The sequence below is a fragment of the Paenibacillus sp. N3.4 genome (assembly GCF_008017805.1).
Taxonomy (GTDB): Bacteria; Bacillota; Bacilli; order Paenibacillales; family NBRC-103111; genus Paenibacillus_E.
The window spans coordinates 85,418-106,537 of sequence record NZ_VRTT01000001.1 but is presented as its reverse complement, the minus strand read 5'-3'; the positions used below and the strand labels follow the sequence as shown (position 1 = coordinate 106,537).

General features: G+C 43.3%; 16 protein-coding genes and 2 pseudogenes. 13 read left to right on the top strand and 5 right to left on the bottom strand.

Going from position 1 to position 21,120, the window contains the following annotated elements; genetic code table 11:
• The first annotated feature begins 198 nt into the window (after positions 1-198).
• Complete coding sequence (locus FU659_RS00455; protein ID WP_147945730.1) at positions 199-1,038, top strand: lipoate--protein ligase family protein; 840 nt, start codon at positions 199-201, stop codon at positions 1,036-1,038.
• A gap of 356 nt (positions 1,039-1,394) precedes the next feature.
• On the opposite strand, the gene dat is transcribed toward FU659_RS00455, so the two are convergent.
• Complete coding sequence (gene dat, locus FU659_RS00450; RefSeq protein ID WP_147945729.1) at positions 1,395-2,225, bottom strand: D-amino-acid transaminase; 831 nt, start codon at positions 2,223-2,225, stop codon at positions 1,395-1,397.
• Between the two features lie 367 nt (positions 2,226-2,592).
• On the opposite strand from dat, the pseudogene FU659_RS00445 reads away from it, so the two are divergent.
• The 8 genes and pseudogenes from FU659_RS00445 to FU659_RS38640 all read left to right on the top strand — a co-directional run bounded on the left by FU659_RS00445 (position 2,593) and on the right by FU659_RS38640 (position 12,884).
• Positions 2,593-5,272, top strand: a pseudogene (locus tag FU659_RS00445) (adenosylcobalamin-dependent ribonucleoside-diphosphate reductase).
• Between the two features lie 350 nt (positions 5,273-5,622).
• On the top strand, positions 5,623-6,450 hold the full coding sequence (locus FU659_RS00440; protein ID WP_147945728.1) for a TIM barrel protein: 828 nt from the start codon (positions 5,623-5,625) through the stop codon (positions 6,448-6,450).
• A gap of 16 nt (positions 6,451-6,466) precedes the next feature.
• Complete coding sequence (locus FU659_RS00435; protein ID WP_147945727.1) at positions 6,467-7,810, top strand: amino acid permease; 1,344 nt, start codon at positions 6,467-6,469, stop codon at positions 7,808-7,810.
• Between the two features lie 162 nt (positions 7,811-7,972).
• Positions 7,973-8,986 (top strand): SIS domain-containing protein, encoded by a 1,014-nt coding sequence (locus tag FU659_RS00430; RefSeq protein ID WP_147945726.1) that lies wholly within the window; start codon positions 7,973-7,975, stop codon positions 8,984-8,986.
• Between the two features lie 61 nt (positions 8,987-9,047).
• Positions 9,048-9,828 (top strand): annotated as a pseudogene (gene frlD / locus FU659_RS00425) (fructoselysine 6-kinase).
• A 64-nt stretch (positions 9,829-9,892) separates the two neighbouring features.
• Entirely contained in the window at positions 9,893-10,621 is a 729-nt protein-coding gene (locus FU659_RS00420) for a GntR family transcriptional regulator (RefSeq protein ID WP_147945725.1), read from the top strand.
• A gap of 611 nt (positions 10,622-11,232) precedes the next feature.
• Positions 11,233-12,396, top strand: coding sequence for a DUF4317 domain-containing protein (locus FU659_RS00415; protein ID WP_147945724.1), 1,164 nt, complete (start codon positions 11,233-11,235; stop codon positions 12,394-12,396).
• A gap of 380 nt (positions 12,397-12,776) precedes the next feature.
• Positions 12,777-12,884 (top strand): DUF6210 family protein, encoded by a 108-nt coding sequence (locus tag FU659_RS38640; RefSeq protein WP_222708465.1) that lies wholly within the window; start codon positions 12,777-12,779, stop codon positions 12,882-12,884.
• 239 nt (positions 12,885-13,123) lie between these two features.
• On the opposite strand, the gene FU659_RS00410 is transcribed toward FU659_RS38640, so the two are convergent.
• Genes FU659_RS00410 through FU659_RS00400 form a run of 3 tightly spaced genes read right to left on the bottom strand, consistent with a single transcriptional unit; the run spans position 13,124 to position 15,815 of the window.
• Positions 13,124-13,738, bottom strand: coding sequence for a DUF1349 domain-containing protein (locus FU659_RS00410; protein ID WP_147945943.1), 615 nt, complete (start codon positions 13,736-13,738; stop codon positions 13,124-13,126).
• A gap of 17 nt (positions 13,739-13,755) precedes the next feature.
• Positions 13,756-14,997: an MFS transporter gene (locus FU659_RS00405; protein WP_147945723.1), complete on the bottom strand. Its 1,242-nt coding sequence runs from the start codon at positions 14,995-14,997 to the stop codon at positions 13,756-13,758.
• A 38-nt stretch (positions 14,998-15,035) separates the two neighbouring features.
• Entirely contained in the window at positions 15,036-15,815 is a 780-nt protein-coding gene (locus FU659_RS00400) for a DeoR/GlpR family DNA-binding transcription regulator (protein ID WP_147945942.1), read from the bottom strand.
• A gap of 203 nt (positions 15,816-16,018) precedes the next feature.
• On the opposite strand from FU659_RS00400, the gene FU659_RS00395 reads away from it, so the two are divergent.
• A complete protein-coding gene (locus FU659_RS00395) occupies positions 16,019-16,567 on the top strand; it encodes a hypothetical protein (RefSeq protein WP_147945722.1) in 549 nt (182 codons plus the stop codon).
• Positions 16,568-17,175: 608 nt separating this feature from the next.
• On the opposite strand, the gene FU659_RS00390 is transcribed toward FU659_RS00395, so the two are convergent.
• On the bottom strand, positions 17,176-18,081 hold the full coding sequence (locus FU659_RS00390) for a helix-turn-helix transcriptional regulator (protein WP_261807524.1): 906 nt from the start codon (positions 18,079-18,081) through the stop codon (positions 17,176-17,178).
• Positions 18,082-18,219: 138 nt separating this feature from the next.
• Here FU659_RS00390 and FU659_RS00385 point away from each other — a divergent pair, with 138 nt between their 5' ends.
• From FU659_RS00385 to FU659_RS00375, 3 genes are all read left to right on the top strand, one after another.
• Positions 18,220-19,593: an MATE family efflux transporter gene (locus FU659_RS00385; RefSeq protein WP_261807523.1), complete on the top strand. Its 1,374-nt coding sequence runs from the start codon at positions 18,220-18,222 to the stop codon at positions 19,591-19,593.
• 65 nt (positions 19,594-19,658) lie between these two features.
• Entirely contained in the window at positions 19,659-20,288 is a 630-nt protein-coding gene (locus FU659_RS00380) for a DapH/DapD/GlmU-related protein (RefSeq protein WP_147945721.1), read from the top strand.
• A 172-nt stretch (positions 20,289-20,460) separates the two neighbouring features.
• Entirely contained in the window at positions 20,461-21,111 is a 651-nt protein-coding gene (locus FU659_RS00375; RefSeq protein ID WP_147945720.1) for a sugar O-acetyltransferase, read from the top strand.
• The last annotated feature ends 9 nt before the right edge of the window (positions 21,112-21,120 follow it).

The following is a 21,120-nucleotide window of genomic DNA, read 5'->3' as shown; positions in this document are numbered from 1 at the left end:
GAGTTTTCGCCAGACAACCAGCATCGTAAGCATAAGCGGATGATGGAATATGTGTTAGTATGTCCAAATGAGGGTCTTTCATAACTTTGCCAATCGTGGAGTTTTGTAGAACCAAGCAGATTTCGAAAGCGGGCGCGATTTTGTGATATGATAGAGGGTGTCTTTGGGCATTTGATGAAGGAAGGGTGACAGTTGAAGATGACGGCATGGCGATTTATACATACAGGGGATCGTTCCCCTGCTGAAAATATGGCAATAGACGAAGCAATACTAACTGCGCATAGTGAGGGGCTAGTCCCACCAACTGTGCGGTTCTATGGGTGGAATCCGGCGACGCTGTCGATCGGTTATTTCCAAAAAGCGGCGGAGGTTGATCAGGAAGCCGTTGCCAGAGAAGGCATCGGATTCGTAAGACGCCCGACGGGTGGCAGAGCGGTTCTGCACGATAAGGAACTAACTTACAGCATCATTGTTGCAGAGGATTATCCGGGTATCCCGCGTCAGGTGACAGAAGCTTATCGCGTATTGAGCGAAGGGCTGCTGCAAGGCTTCCGTGCGCTAGGCTTAGAAGCTGAGATGGTGCAGCTGGCAAACGACGAAGAGAAAGAGAAATACGCTTCCGCAGGATCAGCAGCTTGCTTCGATTCTCCGTCCTGGTACGAGCTCGTTGTGGAGGGACGCAAAGTCGCCGGCAGTGCCCAGGTGCGTCAGAAAAATGTTGTGCTTCAGCACGGCTCCATTCTGCTGGATATGGACACGGATCAGCTATTTCGGCTGCTGCGTTTCTCAAGTGAGAAGCTGGCTGATCGGATGAAACAAAGCTTCCTGAAAAAAGCTGTAGCTATCAATGATTTGTTGCGAGGACAAGGCAAAGAAATCGTAACAATCACACAGGTGGAAGAAGCATTTCGGCGTGAAATTGCATTGGGGCTTGGCGTAGAGCTAGCGGAGGCAGAGCTTACCGCATATGAGCTCGAACTGACGGATCGTTTTGTACGTGAAAAGTATGGGGCTGAGGCTTGGAATTTGCGTCGTTAAGCTGGTGAGGACAGGGGCTTGTACTTAAAGATCACTGTTGTACGGATAAACGAGATGGAGTGAAAAAGGCACGAACCATTCCATTTGGAAGGTTCATGCCTTTTTTTGAGAGATAGGGTAAGCGGAAGCCTAGTCGGTGAAGGATGTCATGACCTACGAAGAGTCCCACAAGGAAATGGCTCCGCAAAAGGTATGTCTGGAAAGTTAATACTGTTTTTCAGTGCTACAGCAGTCAGTCCAAGCAACAACTCCACTTTAACGCTGAAAACCTTGCTTATAGATAGGATCGTCAGGATTTTCTGGCGGCTTTTCTCGTGATTGTTTGGAGGAGCTGAAAAAGGAACCTTTACTTAAATTTACTGTGCAAAAGTACGTTCAAATTCAAGTTGAAGGTTGCGTGTATGAGGACCGGGGGTACCTGATCCGATTGGCTTGCCATCGATTTGCAAGAGGGGAGTAATCTCAACGGTTGTCCCTGTGATGAAGGCTTCATCAGCTTGTAAGAGCTGCTCCGTGGTGAAAGGCTCCTCTTTTATCGTCATTTGGAGCGACTGCGCCAGTCTTAACACGACAGCTCGCGTAATTCCGTGCAGAATCAGATGGTTAGCCGGATGCGTGTAAAGCACATCATTTTTGATCATCATTAAGTTAGAAGCGCTGCATTCCGTTACGGTTCCCTCACGGTGTAGAACAACCTCTTGCACGCCGTGGTCAAGGGCTGTCTGCTTGGCCATCACGTTGGGCAGCAGATTCAGTGTCTTAAGATCACAGCGCAGCCAGCGAATATCTGCTAATGTTATCGCATGAATGCCGGTATGTATCGTATTGACTGGTCTTGTGACCTCTGTGCAGTAGGCGAGAAGAATAGGTTCAGCATGCAGCGGAAACGGATGGGCGCGCGGAGCTTCCCCTCTCGTAATTTGCAAATAGACTGTACCTTCCGTCAGGTTATTCTTTTGAACCAATTTCATGAGAATGTCTTCGATTTCTTGCACGGTGAAGGGTAACGCGATGCGAACTTCGCTGGCGCTTCGGTGAAGTCTTTGTATGTGAGCGTCTAGTTGATAGATACGACCGTGATAAACACGGAAGACTTCATATACCCCGTCCCCGAAATAATAACCGCGATCATCCGGTGAAACAGTTAGGTTTTTCTTGTCCACAAACTCATTTTTGAAAAAATACACGAAGATCACCTCCTAAAATAATATACAGAACAAATGTTCTATCTGTACGAAGAATATGTTATACTAACTATAGGGTATCAGAGGAAAGAAAGGACGTCAAAACAAACAATTCGCAAGTGCCTCTTTACACAAAAGCATAAAGAAAAGATGTCGAAGCATGTCGATAATTATGAGCAGAAACCGAATGAAAAAGAGAGCAATTTCAAGCAAAACACAGCTAATTGCAACTAAGCTTGTCTTTATTTCTGAATTTGGTTAATTATCTATTCGAATATCAATATATAGTATTGTATAATGGATTTCTTACACCATATATTGTAATTTTATGTGACTCTTAGGTGTGATCTTTCATTGGATGCAGCCGGATATGAAGCTTATTGGGAGGGTGTTGTTGGTGGAATTTGTACAGTCAAATAAGAGGTTGAATGGCTTGAGCGAGAAAATATTTTTAGATCGGTATGCCCTTAAAAATGCCGATACGAGCGCAGCTAAAGTTGGCGATACTGTTCTCGTTTTAACGAAAGATGATCCCAAATTCCCGGCCAAAGAAGTAGGCGAAATCATATCACGTGAAGGCAGCACCGTAAAAGTGAAAACACGCAGCGGAGAGACGGTTGAATCTTCGGTCGAAAAGCTGACTTTAAATATAGAAAAAACACCGGAAGAAATGTGGGACCGCTTGGCCGGAGCCATGGCATCGGTTGAAGAAACTTCCGAAAAACGGCACGAATGGACAGAGAAATTCCGCTATATTCTGGATGATTGGAAGCTTGTCCCAGGTGGTCGTATTGCAGCCGGGGCTGATGCCAGCGATGAATTGACGTTATTCAATTGCTATGTGATTCCTTCCCCTAAGGACAGTCGCGGCGGGATTATGAGCACACTTACAGAAATGACTGAGATTATGTCACGCGGCGGTGGTGTAGGCATTAATCTCTCCTCTTTGCGTCCACGTCGTGCGATTGTGAAGGGCGTTAACGGTTCATCGAGCGGTGCGGTTTCTTGGGGCGGTTTGTTTAGCTACACGACAGGCTTGATTGAGCAAGGAGGCAGCCGTAGGGGCGCTTTGATGTTGATGATCAATGATTGGCATCCCGACTTGGTCGATTTCATTACCGTGAAATCGACGATGGGTCAGATCACGAATGCGAACCTTTCGGTTTGCGTAAGTAACGGGTTTATGAATGCTGTAAAAGAAGATTTGGATTGGGAACTTGTTTTTCCGGATACAACAGATCCTGATTATGACGATAAGTGGGATGGAAACTTAGATGCTTGGAAAAAGCTAGGGAAATCCGTAAAGCCTTATCGTACCGTGCGTGCCCGTAATGTTTGGCATACGATTATTGAATCTGCCTGGAAATCGGCGGAGCCTGGTGTCGTATTCTTGGAATACTACAATCAAATGTCCAACAGTTGGTACTTTAATCCGATTATTTGTACGAATCCTTGCGGTGAGCAGGGATTGCCTGCATGGGGTGTTTGCAACCTGTCTGCAATTAATCTTTCGAAGTTTTATGACGCTGATAACCATGACGTGGATTGGGCTGACCTGGCCAAAGTGGTCCGGTACTCCACACGGTTTTTGGATAACGTTATTGATAAGACACCGTACCATTTCGAAGAAAATCGCTTAAATCAACAAGCCGAGCGACGTGTGGGACTGGGTTCTATGGGCTTGGCCGAGCTTATGATTAAGCTGAAAATTCGCTACGGAAGTCCGGAATCATTGGTGTTTTTGGATAAAATTTATGCTTTTATGGCCAAAGAAGCCTATCTCGCCTCCGCGGAGATTGCCAGTGAAAAAGGCTCCTTTGAAGCTTTCATTGCGGATAAGTTCCTGGAGAGCGGCTTTATGAAAAACATGACCCAAGCGTTCCCTGAGGTGGGGGAAGCCATACAGAACAAGGGTATGCGTAACGTAACGGTCATTACCCAAGCGCCAACCGGCAGCACAGGACGATGGTTGGTACATCCACCGGCATTGAACCATATTTTGCATTTGAATATTATCGCCAAAGCCGACTCGGTTTCGATAAACAATATGTGCCGATTGCCCAGGAATGGAAAGATCGCAACCCCGGACAAGAGCTTCCGAATTACTATGTAACGGCCATGACACTAACCGCGGAAGATCATATTCGCGCACAAGCAGCTATCCAGAAATGGGTGGACAGCTCAATATCCAAAACAGCCAACTGTCCCGCCGATTTCACGGTCGAGGAAACGAAACGGTTGTATGAATTAGCTTTTGATTTGGGCTGTAAAGGCGTCACCATCTATCGCGATGGAAGCCGTGATGTGCAGGTTTTGAGCACATCTGCTGATAAAAAAGATGAAACGGTCTCATCTAATCCTGAAGTGCCTGACGCCGAAGCTGAGGCAGCCGTGGTAGCAGAAAGCGATAAGGATAGTTTCACCCATCTATCCGGCAAGCTTGCCGTAGACGTTGATGCGAATACGGAGCAGGTATTCGATAAACAGTACAGACGTCGACCGCAAATTCTTCGCGGCGCTACGTACAAAGTGAATACGCCATTCGGTATGGCGTACATTACGATCAATGATATGAACGGCACGCCGAGTGAGATCTTCCTCAACGTCGGCAAAGCAGGCTCCGATGTGTTCGCTATGTCCGAAGCGCTGGGCCGCGTGTGCTCGTTGTTCCTGCGTTATGGCGATCACGGCGATAAAGTGAAGCTGCTTGTGAAGCACTTGAAAGGTATTGGCGGCTCAGGGGCCATTGGCTTCGGCAGCAACCGCGTCGAGTCGATCGCAGACGCGGTTGCCAAAGCGCTCGAGCAGCACGATGACGTGATGAACGAGCCAGACGACGCGCGGAACTACGTGACCGCGACGAGCGAAGTGCTGGCTGCGCCAGCACCAGCACAGTCGGCTGCGCCTAGCAGCCATGGACGAGGGCATGCTCCGAGCGCGCGACTAGCGTGGCGGCGCTGGACCTGTGCCCGTCCTGCGGCTCCGCTTCGCTGATTAACAGCGAAGGGTGCAAGAACTGTGCCAACTGCGGGTACAGCAGGTGTAATTAAGAGCCGGGGCGGGAGCCCTGGTTTTTTTTTTTTGGATAGTGTGTGGTGTCATAATTATTGAGAAAAATTTCAAAATTAGTGAGACTGGGTTTTCAGAATTGAAGTGAGATGTATATATGCATTGGAATAGGAAGAGTTAACTTTAAAAAGCAAGATGAACTAGCAAAATCGTTCATCTTGCTTTTTTCTTGTCTCTGGAAGGAGTGGGATTGCATAAATAGTCTGTAGTTTTGGGTGGATACTGAGTTCCTTTTGTTTATTTAAAAATATGGATTGAAATTTATGTAATTCTTAGTTATAATACAAGACATAACAATTAAAAGCGTTTTCACGAGAAGGAGGTGAAGCAAATGAAAGTTGCAGGAATGAATATTACGTTTAGACATGTTCCTTTCCAGCATTTTTTGGAATCAATGAGTTATATTGGGGTTGACCATATCGAACTATGGGCTGGTGAGCCTCATTTATATGTTAATCGAAACATACTTGGTAATATAAGGAACATCAGAAAACAAATGAAGTCTAGAGAAATGAAGATAGTTTGTTACACGCCAGAACAATGCATCTATCCTTACAATATTGCTGCCTCAGATTCTCATTGGCGACAAAAGAGTGTTGATTATTTTATAGAAAATTTATATGCTGCACTGGAGCTAGAGACCGATATGATGCTCATTACATCCGGAATAGGAGACTTCACTGTTTCTCAAGAGGAATCATGGAAGTATGCGAGTGATTCCATCTTTCAGTTATCAAAAGTGGCCGAAAGGGAAGGAGTAACCCTTGCATTAGAACCATTAACCAAATTCGAATCAAATCTAATTACTGACTCTAAAGGGTTAAAGAACATGTTAGAGGAAATCCAATCTCCTTCGTTAAAAGGAATGATTGACACAGTGTCCATGCAGTTGGCGAACGAAACACCTGAAGATTACTTTTCTATTCTTGCAGAGTTGTGTCATTTTCATCTGATTGATGGAGATGGCCAATCGGATGCACATCTGGCATTAGATGATGGGGTTCTGAATTGGAGAGAATACCTAACAAGTCTTCAAAGCCATCGATACGAGGGCACATGTACACTTGAGATAATGGGATTCAATTATTATCAAAATCCTCAGGATGCACTCATGAAATCAATCGGGAAAATAAGGGAATTGGGAGTCTTATCATCATAATTTGGAGGAACTCTCTATGAGTAATGACACACTTAAACGAAAATTGGGCTTCTGGTCTGCCCTGGCCATTGCTGTTGGAACTACGGTAGGTTCCGGGATTTTTGTCTCTTCTGGTGATGTAGCAAGAGCTGCGGGTACCCCTTCTATTTCTATTCTAGCCTGGATAATTGGTGGAATCATTGCGATTCCGCAAGTGATGGTGTTAGCAGAATTATCGACTGCATACCCTCAAAATGGAAGCGGTTACATATACTTAAATAAAGCGGGATGGAGACCTCTAGCCTTTCTATACGGATGGGCTACGTTCTGGGCGTTAGATCCTCCATCGATTTCGATTATGGCTTTAGCGATTGTCTCTTATGTTGCAAGCTTTTTTCCGTTCTTCTCTGGAATAGCAGGAAAATTATTAGGTATTGCGATCGTCTTGATCATTACTTCCATTCATTACCGCAGTGTGAAAGAAGGAGGCCGTTTTCAAGTTATTATTACGGCTGTTAAAATCATTCCCTTCCTGATTGTCATTGTCCTGGGCTTGATGTATATGAACCTTGACAACTTCGCTTTTACTCCAGCGCCGATGGCTGAGAAAACAAGTTTGATCGGTGGCGTATCTGCAACGACTTGGGCTTACACGGGGATGGCCGCCATATGTTTTATGGCTGGAGAATTCAAAAATCCCGGGAAGATACTTCCTCGCGCATTAATTAGTTCGGTATTTATTGTATTGATTTTATATACGCTGCTTGCAGTTTGTGTCACAGGATTAATGCCGTTCGATAAATTAATGGGCTCAAGTGCCGCTGTTTCCGATGCTGTAAAGTATATTCCTGGACTATCCGGCATCGCATCATCATTTGTAGCTGTTACGGCTATCATTGTCATTCTCGGTTCCTTGAGTTCCTGCATCATGTTTCAACCTCGACTGGAGTATGCAATGGCAAAGGATGGTTTATTCTTTCAACGCTTTGCGAAAGTCCATCCCAAGTTTGAAACTCCAAGCTTTTCTATCATCGCCCAGGTTACGTTTGCCTGTATTCTTGTGTTCTTTAGTAATTTAACAGCATTGCTTGGCTATTTCACACTCATTCAATTGGTTATTAATATTTTGGACTTTGCTGCGGTCTATAAGTGTCGGAAAAGGGATGACTACAATCCGATTTATCGGATGCCCATGTGGAGAGTCACGACGCTTTTAGCTATTCTTGGGGCGGCATGGCTCGCATGGGGAACATTTACTTGGGCTCCGGTACAAGGAATGGTTGCAGCTCTTATTGTAATCGCAACAGGTCTGCCAGTTTACTATTATTGGGAAAAGAAATACGGATCAAAAAATAACAAAAGCAGCAATATAGTGGCTTAAGAAAGTGAAATAAAGGAAGTTAGTTCTCATTAACTGACTTCCTTCAAATCTATCATAAAAAGAATTGCTTAATTTGTTTCGTTTGGATATAATACAAAACATAACAAATAGAAAAGGATGATATTGGAGATGAAACGCTCCGATATAGGGAGGGAAATGTAAATGTTAAAATTCGACGAAAAACTATTTCTTAAGCTTGTAGAGGAAGAGGGCCTTGCTTTTAGAGGACAGATTGAAGATATTGTAGATGGGATCGCAAAAAGAGGGTACAGTAATCTATTTCTGATTGGTGCTGGCGGAACTATTGCCATGATGTATCCATATGAATACATGTTAAAATCAAATTCTACAATTGATGTTCATGCAGAAATTGCATCTGAATTCATGGTCATGAATAACAAGCATTTCAGCAAAGATTCGGTTTGTATTTTTACATCCGTGTCTGGAACTACTCAAGAGACAGTTGCAGCGGCAGAGTTTTGTAAAGAAAGAGGAGCTGCTACAATTGCATTAGTTGCAGAACCCAATACTCCTTTAACACAAATTGTAGACCACTGCATCACGACTGGTTCTGAAAAGCATTCTTTTGATACTTTCTTTATGCTTCTGTACATGGTCGTTTTCCGTTTCATGTATAACAACAATGAATTTCCTCAATATGAGCAATTCACGAAGGAAGTTTCCTTACTACCACGTGCCATTCTTCATGCTGTCAAATCATTTGACAAAAAAGCAGAGGAATTTGCTATTAAACATAAAGACACCACTTACCATATGATGGTTGGCTCCGGAAATTTATGGGGAAATACGTATTCATACGCCATGTGTATTTTAGAAGAAATGCAGTGGATTCATGCAAGATCCATTCACGCGGCAGAGTTTTTCCACGGTACGCTTGAGCTTGTTGTAGAAGATACAAGCGTAATTTTATGTAAAGGTGAAGATGAAACAAGACCATTAATGGAGCGAGTTGAGAGATTTGCTGAAAAGATTACGAAACAGCTAACCGTTATTGATACAAAAGACTTCGAAATGGAAGGCATTAGCGAACAATTTAGAAAACACTTTGCTGTTAGTATTAATTGGTCATTACTAAGCCGAATTAGTGTCTACCTTGAGCGGGAAAGAAATCATCCATTAACCCTTAGAAGATACTATCGACAAATGGAATATTAAGAAGACGTGGAGCACTACTTCGTAGTGCTCATTTTTTAGGATCAGAGAAGGCGGGGATAAGATGAGAATAGTTACAGTCGGAGATAACTGCATGGATGTCTATCAAGCAAGCGGGAAGGCCTATCCTGGGGGCAATCCAGTTAATGTGGCTGTCTATTTAAAAGGGTTAGGTGCTGAAGCTGCTTATATGGGCTGGGTCGGTACTGACCCTATGGGGAGATCATGATAGAAGCCATTCAGGGAAAGGGTGTGGATACTTCTCAAATTTCAATAAAAGAGGGGAAAACAGCAGTTACCTATGTAGAAATGACAGGAATGATAGGAGATTTGGGGAATATGACGAAGGAGTTATGGCGCATTTCTCGTTAACCGCAGAAGAGCTCCATTTTGTTCAAACGTATCAGCATATACATTCAGGGATATGGGGGCATACGGATAAGTATTTCCCCCATTTTAAAGAAAATGGATTGCTCACATCATTTGATTTCTCAGATCAGTTGAATCACAATCTTGTAAAAAGGTTAACGCCATTCATCGACTATCCGTTCTTCTCTTATACGAAGGATGATGAATATATCCGCCAATTTTTGAGAGATGTAAAGCATCGAGGGTCTAAAATTGCCGTGGCCACCTTAGGCGAAAATGGTTCTCTTGCCTACGATGGAGAACAATTCTATCAATGTGGTGTGCTTGAAGTGAATGTAGTGGATACGATGGGAGCAGGCGATTCATTCATTGCCGGTTTTATAAATGGAACGTTGGAAGGCCTCCCTATCAACAAATGCTTGGAATTAGGTACACAAGCTGCTGCGAAAACAATTGGATATTTCGGTGCATGGTGACTGGAATGGTCCATCAATGTATAATACATACTATATAATCATTGATGGATAGGATGAATGTCGTATGAATTTAAATCCTTCAACCCCCCAGCCGCTTTATATGCAGATCAGGCAAATGCTGAAGAATGATATACAGCATGGAAAATATAAACCGGATGAGCAGATCCCAACCGAAGCTGAGCTTTGTGAAACTTATAACGTAAGCCGTATTACCATACGAAAAGCAATAGAGGAATTAGTGAAGGAAGGAACCCTGACACGTATTCCTCGTAGAGGCACCTTTGTTACATCCAACAAGTTCCATAACGAATTGTTATCTGTTAGTGGATTCTCAGAGTTTAGTCATCAACTGGGCATGATACCCAACTCTCGGATTTTACGAAGCGAGGTTATACAAGCGACTGAAGATGTTGCCGGACATCTCTTAATTGAAGAAGGAAGCCTAGTATTGGAGCTTGAGCGACTCATGTATGTAAATGATCGCCCTCTTTTCTATGATATCGCTCATTATTCGCTAACGCGTTTTCCTGATTTAGAAAAGAAAATCGCGATGAACGAATCGACTTATAAAGTCCTTTCGGAAGACTACCATATAGAAATAGTGAGCAACGATAAGATCATCGATGTGATTGGTGCGACAAAAGATTATGCTAAATTATTAGAATGTGATATCGGAGCTAATCTATTTAGAATTTTAAAAGTTGCTTTTGATGCAAACGACGAGCCGGTGCATCTCTCTACTTATATGTGTGAGACCAACAAGGTCAATCTGACAGTTCATCGGGCCAAATAGGTTTGAGTCGATTCTTCTTCATGTAAATAGAAGGAGCGTAATTACTAAAAAGCCTATCACATTACTCTGCCTTGAACAGGTGGAATGTGATAGGTCTCTTTTAATTTTGTTTCATTTCGAGTAGGTTTCAAGTTTATACATATTACCGCGTAAAAATACATTTGTGTAATTGCTGATAGTATCAACAATTATGGAAAACATTGATTAATATAGGATCCAACACAGTATCATTCTCAACAATTAAGAAAAAGGTTCTTGATATTTTAATGATATATACCCGTTTTTCTCAATAATTATGACACCACACATCAGAATTAGTGAGGGTAGATTTTCAAAATTGTTGAGAAATCTATAATAATGCATTAACATACAGGAAGTAGTTTATCCAAGTCTTCAAAAGTAGAGTTATTAAACCAATTATGAGACATGTGGAGTGCTATTCACTCTAAGTTTGGAACGGAAATAAAGGGAAGTAACGGTGGAAGCCCTTCTCATGAAGGGCTTTTGTTTTGATGTGAACACTCAGGAAGGCAAATTATCCGTTACAAATTTCTAATTTAATCGTTAGTACTAGTAAGGCCATTTTACTTCATAGGAGCGTCTGAAGGACCATGATAAAGAAAGAACTCGCACATATTCGCAAGCAGCTTAAGTTGGATCACGACATGCTTGAAATTTTCAACATTCTTAACGTGTATATCATGAAGGAAAGCAACGAGATCTACCATTGCGAGCGTCAGCTGTTCTCCCTATTGGACAGGGAGAAGCAGGAACTATATATGGCCAATTTCAAAAAACTGCTGACCGGCGAATTGGATCAGAAGATGTTCGAGTTAAAGTTTCAGGAGGAAGCGGAGACGCCTTCACAGGTGCTTCTCCATCAAGGTATAGTGACCGGTAATCCGGAAGAATGGCAAGATCTGATGCTCCTGTTGGTGGAGAAAATGTTGGCGGATACCAAATATGAACGGGATACGGTCATTACTTTCGTCCACGGACAATATTTTAAGCCGACCAAGATCAGGAATGAAGAAGCTGAGGAGAGCGAAAAGGACGAGATGTTCGCGAATCCGTTCATTCTGTGCAGTGTGAATTCTACTGAGCAGCAGCGGAAAACCCTCATGTTTGATTACGTCGAGCGGGAATTCAAGTATAATGTCTTCGTAGATCCGATCATTAAATTGAACTCGCCGGAGCAAGGTTTTTTCTACCCAAGTGTGACGGACAACTATTCCGACATGAATCGCATTCTATATTGCACGGGTAAAGCCAACGAACCGAATTTGCATTTCATCGAGCAAGTTTTGAATGCCGAGAAGACCGTGACGGCGCAAGAAGAGAGAGCCATTTTTGAGGAAATCGTGAAAGAAGTGGCAGGAGATCAGCTCGACGCTTCAACGATCGCTCACGTGTACGAGGAGATTCATCGGGTCATTGAGACTAACGAGGAGGAGGAACCTCCGAAGTTGGACTATAAAGATGTGGAACGCATGCTAACGGTGAGCGGCGTGGAGAACGTGACGATGGAAAAGGTGGAACGAGCGTTTCAAACGGTCGTCGACAACAAAAACTATGAACTCAAAGCAAGCAGCGTCATTCCAAAGTTCAATTCGAAATCGATTAAGATTGATACGAAGATCGCCACAATTTCAGTCAGTCCGCAAGATTTAAAGTGCGTGAAACAGGTGAATTATCAAGGAAAACGATGTATCTTGATCGAGGTCGACGAAGACGCCGTGATCGAAGGATTTACCCTCAGTACGGAGACGTTGTAGTGTAGGGAAAACGTTCACGCAGACGGCGCAATTGGCGCGCTCAGTTTTGTTAATTTGGGCGGGTGCCACACCGACAAATCCGCTCTGGTAAAGAAGTGAAACTCAGCCCATGCTTATATGCTTGAAATTTACGGCATGCAAGGTGCTATCCGTAAAAGCATCATTCGATACGCTTTTTATATGGGGATCGAGAACAAAGAAAATGGAAAATACGCAAAACTAAAATTCGTTTGAAATAAAAATATTTTTTCTAACGAATTCTGCAACAAACCCTCATCTTTGCCGCGGAGTACGTTAAATTCTAACGAATTCTGAAAAAACAAAAACGGAGTGCCGCGAGTTTGCGGGCTCCGTTTTCTAATTAATTATGGAATATCTCAATGGAAGCGTGGCTCAATGTGATAATTGATAACGAATCGATGGATAAAGCATTTCTTAATGGATTTGATGAAGATGAAGGAATATTGACTTGGTGTAACAGTGATTAGGTCGGCAAATATTGAACTAAAGAGGAGGAGGAACGTTAGCTGAAGAAAATCAATATTACATTTATAAGGGGGAGTGGTTGAAACGGAGATTTTAAAGGAAAGAGCTTACGTATATTTATTTTATTGTGTTCTTTTAGATATTCGGAGCGCTTCTTATACTCATCGTATTAGATGGTGGAATCCTGCATCTTGGGCTCGATCCGCATTCTTGCTCGCCCCTCGCCCAAAACCGATTTTATTCATGTTACTGGGGGATCCACATGGAGGTCTTGATCTGGGGCAGCAATCTCCCAACGGGTAAACGTAACTTCAAAGCCCTCACGGGTTGGTGAACACGCAAACGGGCCCGCTTGATTCCCTGTAGGGTAGGGGAACCGCGCGACTCGAATCGTGCGCCATGTATCGTGTTTTCTTCGGGCGCGAATAATGACTGCACCCTTCATGATTGATGCGCGCAGGGTAACTTCTTCCCCGACCCATTCAGGCACGGCCGCAAGCGACCAGTCGGAGTACCCATTCGTAACCACAACAGCAAGTTGGGGAATGCCATCGTTGATTTCAATGCCCGCTTTAATCCATTGTTCTGGACCGTGATAGAGGAGCAGCCCTGCTTGATCATATAACCCTGTAAAGGAACCAAGCTCAAACGATACTTCAACAGCTGTGTTTTGGTCCCATGCGGCCAGGAGTGCAGGCCCGTCTTCAAACTCAAAGCCATATAAGGTTTTTTTCCAGAAGTCCTTCCCTTTCTCAGGTATAACCTTTAAACGATCGCCATCCTCTTGGAACGACAGTGGGGGATTCAGCCACGCTCCTGCCTTCCATTCCATTCGCTCTCTGATCGTTTGTGTCATCACCAGACTCTCTCCTTTTAGGATATGGATTCAAACTTTGTCTTCTGGTCGTTGGCCTTCCTTGTTTGCCCCCCTAGCGGCTTGGCTGCTTGCGATAGCAATCCAGCAACCACAACTGTGATTAACACTACGATTAGAGCACGGAGTAAGCCGACAGATTGGCCGATTAGCCCTAATACAGGAGGGCCGACAAGGAAAGCGATGTAGCCGACCGTCGATACGGCGCCGACCCTTGCAGCAACGCCGCGAGGATCGTCACCTGCGGCAGACAGTCCCACAGGAAAACCGCATGCCGCGCCAAACCCCCAAAACACAATCCCGACAATCGCGATTACGTGATTATGTCCGAATATAACAAGAAGCAGTCCTATAATGGCAGAAATCGCGGATGCTCGCAGTATGACAACTCTGCCGAACCTATCTAGTAACGTGCCGCCGACTGCACGACAAAGGGTCATCGCGGCCACAAAGACGCTAAAAGAGAATGAACCCATAGCAGGCGTAACGTTATAGCCATCCACCATAAGAAGTGGCAACCAGTCATTTGCTGAACCTTCCGCAAAAGCCATTCCAAGTACGATGATGCCAACCAAAATCGTACGCCGTTCTTTCCATATGGCCATACGTTCTCTGACGCTCATTGACGGCACTTTTGAATCACCAGATTCCTTCGCAGTGCCTGCTGGTACGAGTCGATATACACATAAGGTCATTAACAGGAGAACCGCCACCACAAGTGCCAGATGAATTGGGACCGATATACCGATCTTAACAGCACCTGTTCCTGCCAATGAACCCAGCAGTGTACCCACGCTGAATGCTGCATGAAAACCAGTTAATAACGATTTTTTGGCCACTTTCTCAACTGCCGTTCCCTCCACGTTCATCGCGACATCGCACATTCCGTGTCCGAATCCAAAAACAGCTAATCCGACAAACATCAGAATGCTGTTTGTAAGCAACGTACCGCCTATCCCTACAACCAGAAGCCCTACCGCATTTATGAACAGACCAGTCATCATGACAAAACGACCGCCCTTATGGGCAATTAGGTGACTGGCACTCGTCAGGCCGACAATAGCACCAATGGACATCCCCAAAATGATCCAGCCCATCTGTGATGTGGTAGCTTCCAAGGCATCCCGAATGGCTGGTGTACGCGATACCCAAGAAGAGATCGTAAACCCTGTCAAAGCAAATATGAAATAAATAGCAATACGCCAATGCCAAATTTGGCGGTTAGTTAATGAGTGATTCATGTTGTTGGTCCTCCTTGCTAAATGCGTTGCGATTAGGCTTATTCTTCAGTCATTCCTTTTTCTGAGACAATTAACAACTCAACGTTATTCTGTTGAAAAATCTCTACAAAAGCTTGTTCAGGCTGTTTATCCGTTATCAGCAAGTCAATGGCTTCAAGCCCGCAGACCCGAAAGAACATTTGTGCCCCGAATTTCGTATGGTCAGCTAACACGACAATTTGATTTGCTCGCTTAATCATCTCACGTTTGACAAATCCATCGTCTTCATTCAGGTAAAAGAGTCCATCAGGTGTAATACTGCAAGCCCCAAGAAACAATTTGTCTACTTGATAATCCCTTAGTTTGTCGATAGTCGCTTGTCCAAATAAGAACCTATGCTGAGGATGCAATTCTCCACCAAGAAGATACGTTCGAACAGCAGGCTTCTTGGAGAGTACATCCACGTTATCGATTGAATTTGTAACAACGACTACATTTGTAGAAGTAAGATGTTCGGCAGCAAATTGGACCGTCGTTGAAGCATCCATCAGAATGAAGTCGCCATTGTTAACTAGAGAGGCCGCAAAGGCCCCGATCCTGTGCTTCTCTTCGGATTCACGTACCAGACGTTCTCTGTATTCATGAACTTTATTCGCTTGTTTAGGGAGAATGGCTCCTCCATGCGTTCTGATGACTAGACCCATCTCTTCCATCCTTAAAAGGTCACGGCGAGCTGTGTCTCGGGATACTCCAAAAAAATGGCAAATATCTTGAATGCTAACACGCCCATGTTGCTTTAAATAATCAACAATTTTGTTGAGACGTTCTTCCTGATACAATGTACCTTTCACCACCTCTTGCGGATATTTAAGTGTTTATAATTCATTATAAGTGTTTATCGTGCAATTTCAACTTGTTTTTTTAAGGCATCATCTGCTACAATGATCACAACTTCTTAAAAAGACTTAAAAAGACTTAAAAAGCATTGTGCTCTTTTTCCTTACAGTTCAGTATGCATTGTGATGAAAGGTGGGAGAATACATTGGACATACCGAAAGAAAAGAATGTTTCCAGCTGGCGACAACACGGCTTTGTTGTATATCCCAAAGCCGTGACTAACTTTTACGTTCTTCGTTATCTGCAATGGTTGATAAGAGGCGGAACGAATGCCGCGTATTCAACTCATCATCAATCGTTATGGGATATTCGAATGTATGAGCCTGTCTATAATGCCTTCAGCGAAGTTCTCGGCGATCAGGCATTAATGGTTAGTCTCGATCCGAAGGAGACTAATAGAATTCAAGGAAGGGTATGTCTGCAAACAGAGATAACGATTCATAAAAGCAACAGACCGCAGAGAATTAATATGTGCGATCTCATTATTTTCGATGCGGAAAGATGTCACCTTGACCTTGATTTAGACTTCGGTTCATTTTGGCTCCCCCTGACCATGATCCCCGCTAACGAATTCGATGACGTGACCATACAAGAAAGAGTGCAGTATTGGCATGCGAAACCGTTTCGGACATATCTCTCCTCATTAGGATGCAAATTGTTAGGACTCGAAGCCTGGGAACCTAGCTTACCATGAGCGCAAGCTTGAGCAACGAGGAACTGCTGGCTGTCGTAGCCGGCTGTTGATCGCCACGCCTGGCGCGTCAGTCGAGAACCGGCAGCGCGAGTTATACACCGACGTCCGCAGTCACCGGCGTGTCAGTCTACAGCTTTATTTCTCGGTCTATTTCAGTCTAATACTTTATTTTCATTGAACAGGAGTGATAATGGAATATGTAGGACTCAGTTAGAGCGAATGGAGGATTTCTAACGAAGAAGGTAATAATAGGTGGAATATTTATGATTACCGGGTCCTTCATATCTTTAGCTTTTTTAAATGCCGCTGTAATTTTTGGTACAGAACAATATAAAAATGAAACAGTACAGACTTTGTTTTTAGGTATCACATTCATATGTTGACAGGATATCCTTGATCATGTCTGGATGAAAAAAGGAAGCAATAAACTGATAAGGCTGCCGATTACTTCGGTGGCCTTATGTGCATATTTATGAAGGCCGGATCGAGTTTTTATTGTAGAAGAGGGAGAAAGTTTAGAACGGGTTGATTTTCACCGACAGGGTAAACAGACCCTTTTAATAAAATTAGATGACAATATCCATCGGTTGAACTGTATTTTGTCCTGGTCAATCTCCGTAAGATATATTGTTACTTTTTGTTTGTTTTCGATAATCTTGTGGAACTAAACCCAGTTGTTTTCGGAAAATAGATGTGAAGTAACTACCGCTTTGGAAACCACAAGCCAGTGCAATTTCGCTTATGGATCGTTTTGTTTCCTTCAGCATTTCACAACTTTTCTGAATTCGATATCTCGTTAGATACGTGTTAGGGGTTTGACCTACATACTTATTAAACAATGTGCAGCAGCGACTCCTGCAAACAGTTCCCGCCGATGCTATATCTTCAAGCGTTATTTTTTGCTCATAGTGTTGACGGATGAAATTGGTCATCTTCTGAACATTTGTCCACAATTGCATGTCTTCAGGTTGCCCTACCTTCGGTTGTAGGTGATCTCCGGTTAAGGCACATAAAGCTAAAGCTTGTGAAGCGAGGCGAAGCGGATTTGGGGAATTGCTACAGTGCATTTCATCATAGATCGCTTGAAGAGACAGCAATATGCTCTGTTGCCAAGCAACTTGGTTTGTGAGCAATACAAAGTCGTCCGTTATTTGACTGAATTTTTCGTCCCAATAGGTTTGAAGTGGGGATAAACCTTCGCCAAGAAGGGCGGGGTGAATGACAACAACAATGAATAAACAATCGATATGATCTTGGGAGAAACCAAAATGTAATCGGCGGCTACTCACGAAAATTCCATTCCCTTGTTCTATGCGAATAATATGTCCGTTAACAGAAAAATCCATTGATCCTTTTAGAACATAAATGAACTCTACATCTGAATGCCAATGAGCTGCAGCAGCATAATTATTAAATTGATGCAAACTTCCTTTACAAACATAAAGAGGTAAATCAGGAAGATTATAATCCAAGCGTTCCGATAAATCCGAAAACACTTCTAAATTTTTAATCAAATGGAACACTCCTTTGATCTATATACGATTCTTATAATAATATAGTCAATTTTAATAGATTGGACAATAATTTTGTTCTATATTGATATCATTCAATTTAACAGGAAGGAGAGAGGATAAAATAAGGTGAAAAATCGTATGCAACTAACAACTCCCATGAACCGTGATTTTAATCGGGAGCTTATGAGTCTCGTTATTCCCATTGCATTGCAAAATCTGATCTCAGCTACGGTCATTTCAATAGATGTGGTCATGATGGGCATGATTAGCCAAACTGCGATGTCGGCTGTATCGCTCGCAGGACAAATTACCTTTGCGTTGACCTTGTTTTACATGGGAATGTCAACAGGAGCAGGTATTCTTACTGCGCAGTATTGGGGCAAGAAAGATCTACAAACTATACAGCGCGTTCTCAGTATTGCCTGCACGTTCTCGCTATGTATCTCTGTTATATTTTTTTCTGTTACGTTTTTAGTTCCGGAGACGCTAATGCGATTTTTTACAAAGGATAACGAATTGATAGAGTATGGTTCAAGGTTCTTACAAATGATTTCGTTCTCGTATATTGCAATGGGCCTTTCGCAGATGTATCTTACCGTAATCAGAAGCATGGAAAATGCACGACTGAGTGCTTCGATTAGCTCTATATGCTTAATTTTGAACATATTGTTCAATACAATCTGCATCTTTTTTCTCTTTCCGACGATGCCTAAGCTCGCGGTTGCGTCTGTTGCCCTTTCAACGGTTTTAGCTCGTTTCATTGAACTTGCCTGCTGTATTGTACATTCCGTTACCAAAGGGTCGATTCGCTTCCGACTTCCTGCACCTAAAGGCAGTCAGCGTAATTTGTTAAAGGATTTCTGGACATACACCTTGCCTGTCCTAGGCAATTATATTGTTTGGGGCATTGCTTTAACTGCGACAGCCGCCATTATCGGTCATGTAAACTCTGACATGGTTGCAGCGAATTCCGTGGCATCCATGGTCAAGAACCTGGCTGTTGTACTATGTGGAGGCATTGCCAGCGGCGGATCTGTATTAATTGGAAAATATTTGGGGCAGGGAGAGATTGAGAAAGCGAAACATGCGGGCAATAGGATGAGCCTGTACGCTTTGATTTTTGGATTTATGGCAGGATGCACGATTTTGGTGCTAAAACCACTGGTGTTCTCTATCGTGAGCTTGAACACTACTGCACAAAATTACTTGGATGGCATGCTGTATATCAGTGCTTTTTATTGTATTGCCAAGTCGATGAATGCCACTATAATTGCAGGTATATTTACTGCTGGCGGCGATTCTAAATTTGGGTTTTGGTGCGATACTGTTGTGATGTGGGGCATAATATTACCACTCGGCTACTTTTGTGCTTTTGTTTACCAAGTACCTCCCATCGTGTTGTATATCGTAATTAGCTTGGATGAGGTCATTAAGCTTCCTGTTACTTATATCAGATATCGTCAATACAAATGGTTGAACAATATTACAAAAAACTTTGAACAAGTTAGTTAAAGAAAATGGCTTATACCAATTTCATATATATGAAAATATAAATTTTATCCAGAGGAGACTAATGCATGAATATTCAAGAGCGAATGAAGAACGGTCAATTGTTTACCGATCACGATTCTAATTACCCAGAGGAAGCTGCTGCTCTAGCTCGTGCACGCCAGCGTGGCAAGGCTCTGTGCTACGAAATCAATCGATTGCATCCCGATGATTTGGATGGACGGAAATTGCTGATGAAACAGCTTTTTGGGAGCATGGGTGAACATGTATGGATGGAGCCTCCAATCCATATGTCCTACGGATCGAATACTACGGTAGGCAATAATGTGTACATCAACTTTAATTTAACGGTTGTCGATGACTATAAGGTTACGATCGGAAATGACGTGATGTTTGGCCCAAATGTAACGATCGCTGTGACCAACCATCCGGTGCACCCGAAAATGCGCAAAGAAGGCGGAATGTTTGCCTTGCCGGTCGTTATAGAAGATGGAGTTTGGATCGGTAGCGGCGCAATCATTTTACCGGGTGTTACAATCGGAAAGGGAAGCGTCATTGGAGGCGGCAGTGTGGTAACTAAAGATATTCCAGCCAATGTAATAGCAGTCGGTAATCCCTGCAAGGTCCTCCGAGAGATTACGGATCAAGACAAAATCTTTTACTACAAAAACATGCGTTTTGATCAGGTAGAATGGTAAAAACAGTATTTTAAGTATGAAGACTATTTTCAATGAGCGATTTTTACCCTTACTGGTCAGATAGTAGATGATGTCAGTGAGCACATTAAAAGTGTGCTATTGGCAATTTGCAAAACAATCACCCTACGGCTTTGAGACAAAAGTTTCGGTCGAATAAATTGGAGATGAACATATGACTGAAGAAGAACGAATTTTTAAGGGGATTTTATTTAGTCCTGGTAATCCCGAGTTAAAGGCTATAAAGCTCCGTGCACATAACCTTAGCAGTCAATATAGTCGCACTTTTGAGGATCAGACAGAGGAACGCGAAGAGATACTTGAACAACTGCTTGGCAAGATGGGGGAACGTAGCTTCATTCAGGGGCCTATTTTCTTTCATTACGGGGTTCACACAGAAATCGGAAATCACTTCTTTGGCAACTACAATCTTACCGTACAGGACGATGCAAAGGTTACCATTGGGAATAATGTCAGTTTTGGGCCTAATGTAACAATTGTTACACCCATTCATCCGTTCATCGCCTCTGAACGTAGGCAAATGCTTGATCAAAATGGTGATCTTAAGTCGCTATGTTATGCCAAGCCTGTGACGATCGGAAACGATGTGTGGCTCTCAGCCAATGTAACGGTATGCGGCGGTGTTACCATTGGAGACGGATGCGTTATAGGAGCAGGTAGTGTGGTGACTCAAGATATCCCAGAAGGTTCCTTTGCTGCAGGTGTTCCATGCAGAGTAATTCGCCAGATCACACAAGCGGACAGTATGCGATTTAAACCGGAAGTGTTGGCAGATTGCCGTGTGATTTCGGATTTAGAGTCATAACACACGATA

Bases quoted from the DNA above. Each gene is read 5' to 3' on its own strand.
- FU659_RS00435 (WP_147945727.1), top strand. From the start codon at position 6,467: ATGAGTAATGACACACTTAAACGAAAATTGGGCTTCTGGTCTGCCCTG.
- FU659_RS00375 (WP_147945720.1), top strand. From the start codon at position 20,461: ATGACTGAAGAAGAACGAATTTTTAAGGGGATTTTATTTAGTCCTGGT.
- FU659_RS38640 (WP_222708465.1), top strand. From the start codon at position 12,777: ATGGAAGCGTGGCTCAATGTGATAATTGATAACGAATCGATGGATAAA.
- FU659_RS00440 (WP_147945728.1), top strand. From the start codon at position 5,623: ATGAAAGTTGCAGGAATGAATATTACGTTTAGACATGTTCCTTTCCAG.
- FU659_RS00430 (WP_147945726.1), top strand. From the start codon at position 7,973: ATGTTAAAATTCGACGAAAAACTATTTCTTAAGCTTGTAGAGGAAGAG.
- FU659_RS00385 (WP_261807523.1), top strand. From the start codon at position 18,220: ATGCAACTAACAACTCCCATGAACCGTGATTTTAATCGGGAGCTTATG.
- FU659_RS00380 (WP_147945721.1), top strand. From the start codon at position 19,659: ATGAATATTCAAGAGCGAATGAAGAACGGTCAATTGTTTACCGATCAC.
- FU659_RS00415 (WP_147945724.1), top strand. From the start codon at position 11,233: ATGATAAAGAAAGAACTCGCACATATTCGCAAGCAGCTTAAGTTGGAT.
- FU659_RS00455 (WP_147945730.1), top strand. From the start codon at position 199: ATGACGGCATGGCGATTTATACATACAGGGGATCGTTCCCCTGCTGAA.
- FU659_RS00405 (WP_147945723.1), bottom strand. From the start codon at position 14,997: ATGAATCACTCATTAACTAACCGCCAAATTTGGCATTGGCGTATTGCT.
- FU659_RS00420 (WP_147945725.1), top strand. From the start codon at position 9,893: ATGAATTTAAATCCTTCAACCCCCCAGCCGCTTTATATGCAGATCAGG.
- FU659_RS00410 (WP_147945943.1), bottom strand. From the start codon at position 13,738: ATGACACAAACGATCAGAGAGCGAATGGAATGGAAGGCAGGAGCGTGG.